This window comes from Delftia sp. S65 (genome assembly GCF_016516495.1).
GTDB classification, from domain to species: Bacteria; Pseudomonadota; Gammaproteobacteria; order Burkholderiales; family Burkholderiaceae_C; genus Comamonas; species Comamonas acidovorans.
The window spans coordinates 43,452-52,569 of the sequence record NZ_JACVUR010000044.1 but is presented as its reverse complement, the minus strand read 5'-3'; the positions used below and the strand labels follow the sequence as shown (position 1 = coordinate 52,569).

Here is a 9,118-nt window from a genome sequence, read left to right as displayed (position 1 = left end):
GGGGGGGGGGGCCGTGGGGGGCCCCCACGGCCCATCTTCTGGCGGGACATGGCGTGGGCGACCCGGATGCCTGCCCGCTGGCACCGGTGAACGGTGCCGAGGATTTCAGCGCGGCGATCGAGGCGACCTCCTGGGGCGCGGCGCGGCGCCTGAGGGCGCCGGTGGAGGTGGCGGGTGCGTCCATGCATTGGGAGCGCGCGGCCTGTGCGCTGGGCACGTCTGTCGCAGCGTGGTGAGACGGGCGGCTGGAATGCAAAACGCCCCGCGTGAGCGAGGCGTCTGTGGGTGCCGTGGGCTGGATCTGTGCGATCAGCCGCCGCGGCGCATCATGTCGAAGAAGTCCACGTTGGTCTTCGTGGCCCGCATGTTCTTGATCATCAGCTCCATGGCTTCGATCTCGTCCATGTTGTACATGAACTGGCGCAGGATGCGGGTCTTTTGCAGGATCTCGGGAGCCAGCAGCAGTTCTTCGCGGCGTGTGCCGCTCTTGTTGAGTTCGATGGCGGGGAACACGCGCTTCTCGTAGAGGCGGCGGTTCAGGGCCAGTTCGCTGTTGCCCGTGCCCTTGAACTCTTCGAAGATCACTTCGTCCATGCGGCTGCCGGTATCGACCAGGGCCGTGGCGATGATGGTCAGCGAGCCGCCTTCTTCCACATTGCGTGCCGCGCCGAAGAAGCGCTTGGGACGCTGCAGGGCGTTGGAGTCCACGCCGCCCGACAGCACCTTGCCCGATGAGGGCACGACGTTGTTGTAGGCGCGGGCCAGGCGGGTGATGGAGTCCAGCAGGATGACCACGTCCTTCTTGAGCTCGACCAGGCGCTTGGCGCGCTCGATCACCATCTCGGCCACGTGCACGTGGCGCGTGGCGGGCTCGTCGAAGGTGGAGGCGATGATTTCGCCCTTGACCGAGCGCTGCATCTCGGTCACTTCTTCGGGGCGCTCATCGACCAGCAGCACCATCAGGTGCACGTCGGGATGGTTGGCCGTGATGGAGTGGGCGATGCTCTGCATCATCATGGTCTTGCCGCTCTTGGGCGGTGCGACGATCAGCGCGCGCTGGCCGCGGCCGATGGGGGCGATGATGTCGATGATGCGGCCGGTGATGTTCTCCTCGCCCTTGATTTCACGTTCCAGGCGCAGCTGCTGGGTGGGGAACAGGGGGGTCAGATTCTCGAACAGCACCTTGTGCTTGTTCTGCTCGGGCGAGCCGCCGTTGACGGAGTCGAGCTTGGTCAGTGCGAAGTAGCGCTCGCCATCCTTGGGCGTGCGCACTTCACCTTCGATCATGTCGCCGGTGTGCAGGTTGAAGCGGCGGACCTGGCTGGGCGAGATGTAGATGTCGTCGGTGCTGGCCGTATAGCTGGTGTCGGGGCTGCGCAGAAAGCCGAAACCGTCCGGCAGGATTTCCAGCACGCCGTCGGCGAACACTTGTTCGCCTGCCTTGGCTCGCTTTTTGATGATGGCGAACATCAACTCTTGCTTGCGCATGCGACCGACGTTTTCGATCTCAAGCGCTTCGGCCTGCTTCAGGACTTCAGACACGTGCAGTGCCTTGAGTTCATTAAGGTGCATGGAGTGACTCCAGAACGGAGTGGAAAGAAACCAGGGGAAGGCGTTGAGCCAAGCGAAACACTGTGGAAGTGGGCTGGCTTGCCTGAGGGTCTCAGCGCGGCCTTCAATGCATAAGGCCGGTGATGAAGGGCATTATGACAGGAAAAAATCCGAAGGTCACAGGGAAATTTGCGCTGGCGCCTCGTTTATGCGCCAGTGCGATGCGGTGCTGCGGCCAACGCCGGCCCGCATCTGTGACGGCCCCATGTGCGGGGCCGTCGGGGGAATCAGGCCAGGTGCTGTTCCAGGAAAGCGGACAGCTGTGCCTTGTTGAGGGCGCCCACCTTGGTGGCGGCCAGTTGGCCATCCTTGAACAGCATCAGCGTGGGGATGCCGCGGATGCCGAACTTGGCGGGGATCTCGCGGTTCTCGTCCACATTCATCTTGGCGATGGACAGCTTTTCCTTGTAGGTCTGCGCTGCTTCGTCGAGGATGGGGGCGATCATCTTGCAGGGGCCGCACCATTCGGCCCAGTAATCGACCAGCACCGTGGTGCCAGGCTGCAAGACGTCGGCTTCAAAGCTTGCGTCGGAGATGTGTTTGATCAGTTCGCTGGCCATGGGTGGAGTCCTTGATTTTTCGCAATGAGGAAGGCGCAGGAAAATCCGCACCGCAAAAAGATTGTGACAGAAACCTATCACCTGCTGCACCGTATGGGCGGTAGCTCAATGCTATGACTGTCATAGCTGTTTATGGGGTGGCGACAGGGTTGCCGGGACTCCGGGAATTAGTGGCGCCTGCGCGCAGACCGGCCTGCGGCAGGGTATTCTGCGCGCCCGCGCTGCAGGCATATGTGCCGGCCGGCAGCGCCAAGTTGAATGCGAGCATGGAATGGAAACTGATGTGATGGATGCTTTTGAACCCGGTGCGGCAGCGCGCACGATGGACTGCGATGTGGCGGTGATCGGTGCGGGGCCTGCGGGCCTGATGGCGGCCGAAGGGCTGGCCGGCAAGGGGCTGGATGTCCATGTGTTCGAGGCCAAGTCCTCCGCTGGGCGCAAGTTCCTCATGGCAGGCAAGGGCGGGCTCAACCTGACCCATTCCGAAAACCTGCCCGCCTTTGTCTCCCGCTACGGCGAGCGCAGTGCCGAGGTGTCGCGCTGGCTGGAGCTGCTGTCCCCGGATCAACTGCGTGCCTGGGCCGGTGAACTGGGCGTGGAAACCTTTGTGGGCAGCTCGGGCCGCGTATTCCCCAAGGACATGAAGGCTGCGCCCTTGCTGCGTGCCTGGCTGGTGCGTCTGCAGACCCAGGGCGTGGTGCTGCACACGCGCCACCGCTGGGTGGGCTGGCAAGACGGCGATGCGCTGGGCTTTGATACACCCGAAGGGCGGCTGCAGGTGCGGGCAAGGGCCGTGGTGCTGGCATTGGGCGGTGGCAGCTGGGCGCGCCTGGGCTCGGATGGCGCCTGGCTGCCCTTGCTGGAGCAGCGCGGTGTTGAAGTCGCTGTGTTGAAGCCTTCCAACTGCGGGTTCGATGTGGGTCTGGATGGCGCGGCTTCGGGCGGACAGATCGATCGCCGGGAGTTCATGGCCGAGCTGCTGGGTGCCAGCCCCCAGCCTGCGCGCGGCTGGAGTCCTTATTTCACCGAGCGCTTTGCGGGCCAGCCCTTCAAGTCGGTGGCGCTGTCCTTTGATGATGGCAAGGGCCACGTTTTCTCGCGCAAGGGCGAATTCGTTGCCACGACCACGGGCGTGGAAGGCAGCCTGATCTATGCCGTCTCTGCGGCGTTGCGCGAAGCCATTGCGCGCGATGGGCAGGCCACCGTCCATCTCGACCTGCTGCCCCAGTTGACGCCCGAGCGCGTGCTGGTGGAAGTGCGCCATCCGCGCGGCTCGCGCAGTCTGGCCAGCCATCTGAAGGGACGCCTGGGCCTGGACGGCATCAAGGCCGCCGTGCTGCATGAGGTACTGGGCAAGGAAGGTGTGGCCGACCCTGTGCGGCTGGCCCATGCCATCAAGGCCCTGCCCATCACCGTGGTGGCGGCCCGACCCATTGACGAGGCCATCAGCACGGCAGGTGGCGTGCGGCTGGAAGCTCTGGACGCCAACGGCATGTGCGCAGCCGCTCCTGGCGTTTTCTGCGCCGGCGAGATGCTGGACTGGGAGGCTCCCACGGGCGGCTACCTGCTGACGGCGTGCATGGCCAGCGGCCTGCAGGCGGCGCAAGGCGTTGCGCGCTATCTCAAGGCGGATGGCGCAGAGCGTTAAGGAGGAGAGGGTGCCGCAGCGGGCCTGGACGGGGCAGGCGCCCGCAGGGCCTGCTGTTCAATGAAGGTGACGAGCCTTGCCCTCGGCACTGGTTTCACGGTTAGGGCTGCTTGGTTCCCCACCTGACCCGGTTGGCCGCTTCCCCATGCGAGGAGGCCCGTCACTCTCGATTATAGGGGCAAACACCGGGCCGCCCGGACGACATGGCCGGCCAAACCCGGGTGGCCTCGGGCAAGGGCGCCCAGCCCCGTAGAATCGCGGGATGTCTTATCTTGTGCTGGCCCGCAAATACCGCCCCCGCAATTTCTCTGAAATGGTGGGGCAGGAGCATGTCGTTCAGGCGCTCACCAATGCCCTGACGCAGCAGCGCCTGCACCATGCCTATCTGTTCACCGGCACGCGCGGCGTGGGCAAGACCACGGTCTCGCGCATTCTGGCCAAGTCGCTCAACTGCCAGGGCGCCGATGGCCAGGGCGGCATCACGGCAACGCCCTGCGGCGTCTGTGCGGCCTGTACCGAAATCGACAGCGGGCGCTTTCCCGACTACACGGAGCTGGACGCTGCCTCCAACCGTGGCGTGGACGAGGTGCAGAGCCTGCTGGAGCAGGCTGTCTACAAGCCGGTGCAGGGACGCTTCAAGGTCTTCATGATCGACGAAGTGCACATGCTCACGAACACGGCCTTCAACGCCATGCTCAAGACGCTGGAGGAGCCGCCCGAATACCTGAAGTTCGTGCTGGCCACCACCGATCCGCAGAAGGTTCCCGTGACCGTGCTCAGCCGCTGCCTGCAGTTCAACCTGCGCCCCATGGCGCCCGAGACCGTGCTTGAGCATCTGGGCCAGGTGCTGGGGCAGGAAGGCGTGGCCTCCGAGCCCCAGGCCCTGCGCCTGCTGTCACGCGCCGCGCGTGGCTCCATGCGCGATGCACTGTCGCTGACCGACCAGGCCATTGCCTTTGGCAGCGGACAGCTGCAGGAGGCCACGGTGCGCCAGATGCTGGGCAGCGTGGACCGCAGCCATGTGTTCCGCCTGATCGAGGCACTCGCCCAGGCCGATGGCCAGGTGGTGGTGGAAACCTCCGACGCGCTGCGCCGCAATGGCCTGTCCGCAGCCTCCACGCTGGAGGAAATGTGCGCCGTGCTGCAGCGCATGGCCGTGGCACAGGCCGTGCCGCAGATGGCCGCCGACGCCAGCGATCCAGAAGCTGCAGAGATCGCCCGCCTTGCGGTGCTGATGCCGCGCGACGAAACCCAGCTGCTCTACAGCATCTGCCTGCATGGCCGGGCCGAACTGGGTCTGGCACCCGACGAGTACGCGGCGCTGACCATGGCGCTGCTGCGGCTGCTGGCGTTTAAGCCGCAATCTGCAGAGCCCGCCCCGGGCGTGGCTGAAAAAAAAACTCCAGCGCTGACCCCCTCCACGGCGAAGCCTGAATCTCCCGCGCCCGTTGCGCAGCCCGCACAGCCCGCTGTGCCTGAGGCTCCCGCTGTGCCCGAGGCTCTCGTTGTCCCAGCCAAGGCGGCCATGCCCGTCCCGGTAGCGCCTCCTGCTCCTGTCGCGCCTGTCGCATCTCCCGTGACCGCTGCGCCCGCCGTGGTCGCTCCCGTGGTGCAAGCCGTTGCGGCTCCAGCGCCTGTTCAGGCGCCCGTGGCCGTGGCCGCAGTTGCCAGGCCGGAACCTGTGCTTGCGCCTGTCCAGGAGGCCAGGCCTTCCGCTGCTCCAGAGGTGAAGCCGGCCGTCGGTGTCGCCCAGGAGCCCCTGGACGAGCCTGTGGATGAGCCCGTGGACGATGTGCAGGAAGACGAAGACTCTTCTGCCGATGAGGCGCCGCAGGCGCAGGATGCCGATGCACCGGACGAGGGTGCCTGGGCCGGGATGCCCGATGAAGGCTGGGCCGACGAAGGCCGCTGGAGCGATGACGGAGATCTGGCCCTGGAGCCGCCTACCGCTGCCGTGGCACGGCAGTCCGAACCGCAGATCGACACTCAGATCGATGTGCAGGACTTCGCTCCCGAACGTGGCCGCCAGTCCCCCGGTGCGCCACCCGCGCCGACCGTGGAGCGCACGCCCGATGGCGATGTCTGGCACGCTGCCGTCCAGCAACTGGTGCAGGCCGAGGCCGTCACGGCGCTGGCGCGGCAGCTGGCGCTGCAGTCGCAACTGGTGGCGCGCGATGGCGATGCATGGACGCTGCGCGTGGAAAGCAGCTCGCTGGCCCAGCCCGCCACGCGCGAGCGCCTGCGTGCGGCGCTGGAGGTCGCTGGCCTGGCGCGGCAACTGCATGTGGAGCAAGGTGCCGTGGTGGACAGCCCCGCGCGGCGCAATGCGGTGGCCAGCCATGAGCGCCAGCGCATTGCAGAAGACATCGTGATGAATCATTCTCTGGTGCAGACCCTGATCCGCAGCCATGGCGCGAAAATCGTGCCCGGCAGTATCAAGCCCGTATCCATTCAGCCCTGACACGCTCTAGAGCGTTTCGTTTTTACCCTACAGAAGAAGGAACTCACATGTTCAACAAAGGACAACTGGCCGGCCTGATGAAGCAAGCCCAGGCCATGCAGGACAACCTCAAGAAGGCCCAGGATGAACTGGGCAACATCGAGGTGGAAGGTGAATCGGGCGCGGGCCTCGTGAAGGTGGTCATGACCTGCAAGCACGACGTCAAGCGCATCACCATCGACCCCAGCCTGCTGGCCGAAGACAAGGACATGCTGGAAGACCTGGTGGCTGCCGCCTTCAACGCCGCCGTGCGCAAGGCCGAAGAGACTTCCAACGAGAAGATGGGCAAGCTCACGGCTGGCATGCCCGGCCTGCCGGGCGGCATGAAGTTCCCGTTCTGAGGCAGGCCCCAGCGGTTGTGCCGAACAGCCTGGAGAGGCCATGCCGGCTTCTCCAGCTGCCCACTCGTGTGGAGTGGCCATCGAGCGATCTGCCCCTGCAGATCGCTTTTTTTCTGAGAACCTTCTCCATTGAAAGGAAGCTGCCATGTCGGACGTGCAATCGCTCGATGGCCTGATCGAGGCCTTGCGCAGGCTCCCGGGTGTGGGCATCAAGTCGGCGCAGCGCATGGCCTTCCACCTGTTGCAGCGCGACCAGGACGGCGCGCGGCAACTGGCCCGTGCCCTGACCACGGCCGTGGAGTCGGTCACCCACTGCGAGCGCTGCCATACCTTCACCGAAGGCCGCATCTGCTCCATCTGCCAGGATGAAGGGCGTGACGCGGCCCGGTTGTGCGTGGTGGAGGCACCCGCCGATATGGCGGCCATGGAGCGCACGGGTGCCTACCAAGGCTATTACTACGTGCTGATGGGGCGGTTGTCGCCACTCGACGGCATAGGTCCGCGTGATCTGAACCTGTCATCCCTGCTGGAGCGTGCCGGCGACGGCAAGGTGCAGGAGGTGATCCTGGCCACCAGCTTCACGGCCGAAGGCGAGGCCACGGCCCATGCGATCAGCGAGGCCCTGAAGGCGCGCGGCATCCATGTGACGCGGCTGGCGCGCGGCGTGCCCATAGGCAGCGAACTCGAGTACGTGGACCTCGGTACGATCGCCCATGCGCTGGTGGACCGCCGGTAGTGGCCGAGGCGGCTGGCGTTTCTTGTCTATTCATCAGGAGCCTGTATGCCGACCTCTGTCATCCTGCCGCCCGGCGGCTTCTCCATAGCGCATTGGTGCCTGTTGGTGGCGGCCCTGCTGCCGCTGGCCTGCGCCTACATTGCCAAGGCGCCCGGCATGAAGCACCGGCCGGGGCAGCGCGGTTTCGACAACCACGAACCCCGGGCCTGGCTGGCGCAGCAGACGGGCTACCAGGCACGGGCCAACGCGGCGCAGGCCAATAGCTTCGAGTGCCTGCCGTTCTTCATTGGCGCCTTGCTGGTTGCCTGGCAATTGGGTGCACCGTCCGCGCGTGTCGATGGCCTGGCCGTGGCCTTTGTTGTGTTGCGCATTGCCTACATCGCCTTCTATGTGACGGACCGCGCCACGCTGCGCAGTCTGGCCTGGGCGCTGGCGCTGGTGGTGAATCTGCTGCTGTTTTTCGCGGGCTACCGCTGAGGCCTGGGTGAGACCTGGGTGAGGGCCGGGCGCGTGTTCACCGCGCGCCGTGCTGGCCCTGAAGCCTACGGTGTTTCACATACGGGCAAGCACCGATGCTGTGCATGCGGGCTCTGGGCATGATCGTGTTGCACTGCAGCAAAATAACCATCATGTCTTCCCACGTGCTTGATCGCCGAACCTTGTTGAGCCTCATGGGGCTGGGTTCCCTTTGGTCGCTTCCTTCCCTCGGTTCGGCCGAGCTGGTGACGATTTCCGTGGGCGGTCAGGGCCTGCTGTATTACCTGCCGCTGGTGATTGCCCAGCAACTGGGGTACTTCGAGGCCGAGGGCCTGACCGTGCGCATCGATGACTATCCGGGCGGGTCGCAGTCGCTGCAGGCGCTGGAATCGGGCGCCGCCGATGTGTGCGCGGGTGCCTATGAACACACGCTTGTCGCGCAGCAGCGCGGCAGTGTGCTGCGTGCCTTCGTCGTGCAGGGGCGTGCGCCGCAGATTGCGCTGGGCGTGTCCTCGCGCTGGATGCCGCGCTACCAGACGCTGGCCGACCTGCGCGGGCGGCGCGTGGGCGTGTCCTCGCTGGGCGCATCCACGGCCCGGGCCGTGCAACTGATGCTGCTGGGCGATGGCCTGGAGGCCGATCTGGTGCAATTGGTGGGTGTGGGCTCGGGGCCTGACGCCATGGAGGCGCTGCGCACCGGGCGCGTGCATGCGCTGTGCCATGCGGACCCGCTGATGAGCGTGCTGGAGGACAAGGGAGCCGTGCGCATCGTCAGAGACCTGCGTGATCTGCGCAGCAGCGCACAGCTGTACGGCGGCTCCATGCCCTCGGGCACGCTGTACGCGACCCAGGCATTTTTGCGCAAGAACCCGGCCAAGGCCCAGGCGCTGAGCAATGCCATGGTCCGATCGCTCAAGTGGCTGCAAACGGCTGCGCCCATGGATGTGCTCAGGGCCGTGCCTGCACCTTATCTGCTGGGCTCGCGGCGCGCCTATCTGTCGGCCTTCGAGCACATGCGCACCACGATCTCCCCGGATGGCCTGATGCCCGATGACGGGCCTGCCACGGCCCTGCGCGCCCTGGTCCGGCTCAACCCTGCGCTGGCGCGCAGCGGTATCGACCTGGAGCGCTCGTTCACCAACGAATTCGTGCGGCAGTCCCGCCAGCGTTTCCACACCTGAGCCCCGGGCCGCACGCAAAAGAGCCCGCGAAAGCGGGCTCTGTGGAGGGGGCAGCGATGGTGCC

Annotated in this window: 8 protein-coding genes, 1 other RNA gene and 1 pseudogene; 7 read left to right on the top strand and 3 right to left on the bottom strand. The window is 65.8% G+C overall.

Annotated elements, in window-relative coordinates; genetic code table 11:
• Positions 1 to 236 (top strand): annotated as a pseudogene (locus IAE24_RS25200) (CoA transferase); the annotation flags it as partial.
• Positions 237 to 309: 73 nt separating this feature from the next.
• Here IAE24_RS25200 and rho read toward each other — a convergent pair.
• Positions 310 to 1,572: a transcription termination factor Rho gene (rho, locus tag IAE24_RS25195; protein WP_012206705.1), complete on the bottom strand. Its 1,263-nt coding sequence runs from the start codon at positions 1,570 to 1,572 to the stop codon at positions 310 to 312.
• A gap of 266 nt (positions 1,573 to 1,838) precedes the next feature.
• On the bottom strand, positions 1,839 to 2,171 hold the full coding sequence (gene trxA / locus IAE24_RS25190) for a thioredoxin TrxA (protein WP_012206704.1): 333 nt from the start codon (positions 2,169 to 2,171) through the stop codon (positions 1,839 to 1,841).
• 271 nt (positions 2,172 to 2,442) lie between these two features.
• On the opposite strand from trxA, the gene IAE24_RS25185 reads away from it, so the two are divergent.
• Entirely contained in the window at positions 2,443 to 3,819 is a 1,377-nt protein-coding gene (locus tag IAE24_RS25185; protein WP_199962426.1) for a TIGR03862 family flavoprotein, read from the top strand.
• A gap of 65 nt (positions 3,820 to 3,884) precedes the next feature.
• Here IAE24_RS25185 and ffs read toward each other — a convergent pair.
• Positions 3,885 to 3,981: signal recognition particle sRNA small type (gene ffs, locus IAE24_RS25180), an RNA gene on the bottom strand.
• 100 nt (positions 3,982 to 4,081) lie between these two features.
• Between ffs and dnaX the strand changes: the two genes are divergently transcribed.
• From dnaX to IAE24_RS25155, 5 genes are all read left to right on the top strand, one after another.
• A complete protein-coding gene (gene dnaX / locus IAE24_RS25175) occupies positions 4,082 to 6,280 on the top strand; it encodes a DNA polymerase III subunit gamma/tau (protein WP_199962425.1) in 2,199 nt (732 codons plus the stop codon).
• A 47-nt stretch (positions 6,281 to 6,327) separates the two neighbouring features.
• Positions 6,328 to 6,660, top strand: coding sequence for a YbaB/EbfC family nucleoid-associated protein (locus tag IAE24_RS25170; protein ID WP_012206701.1), 333 nt, complete (start codon positions 6,328 to 6,330; stop codon positions 6,658 to 6,660).
• A 145-nt stretch (positions 6,661 to 6,805) separates the two neighbouring features.
• On the top strand, positions 6,806 to 7,396 hold the full coding sequence (gene recR, locus IAE24_RS25165; RefSeq protein ID WP_012206700.1) for a recombination mediator RecR: 591 nt from the start codon (positions 6,806 to 6,808) through the stop codon (positions 7,394 to 7,396).
• A 45-nt stretch (positions 7,397 to 7,441) separates the two neighbouring features.
• On the top strand, positions 7,442 to 7,873 hold the full coding sequence (locus IAE24_RS25160) for an MAPEG family protein (RefSeq protein ID WP_012206699.1): 432 nt from the start codon (positions 7,442 to 7,444) through the stop codon (positions 7,871 to 7,873).
• Between the two features lie 95 nt (positions 7,874 to 7,968).
• Positions 7,969 to 9,054, top strand: a complete 1,086-nt coding sequence (locus IAE24_RS25155; RefSeq protein WP_034396107.1) for an ABC transporter substrate-binding protein — start codon at positions 7,969 to 7,971, stop codon at positions 9,052 to 9,054.
• Positions 9,055 to 9,118 lie beyond the last annotated feature (64 nt).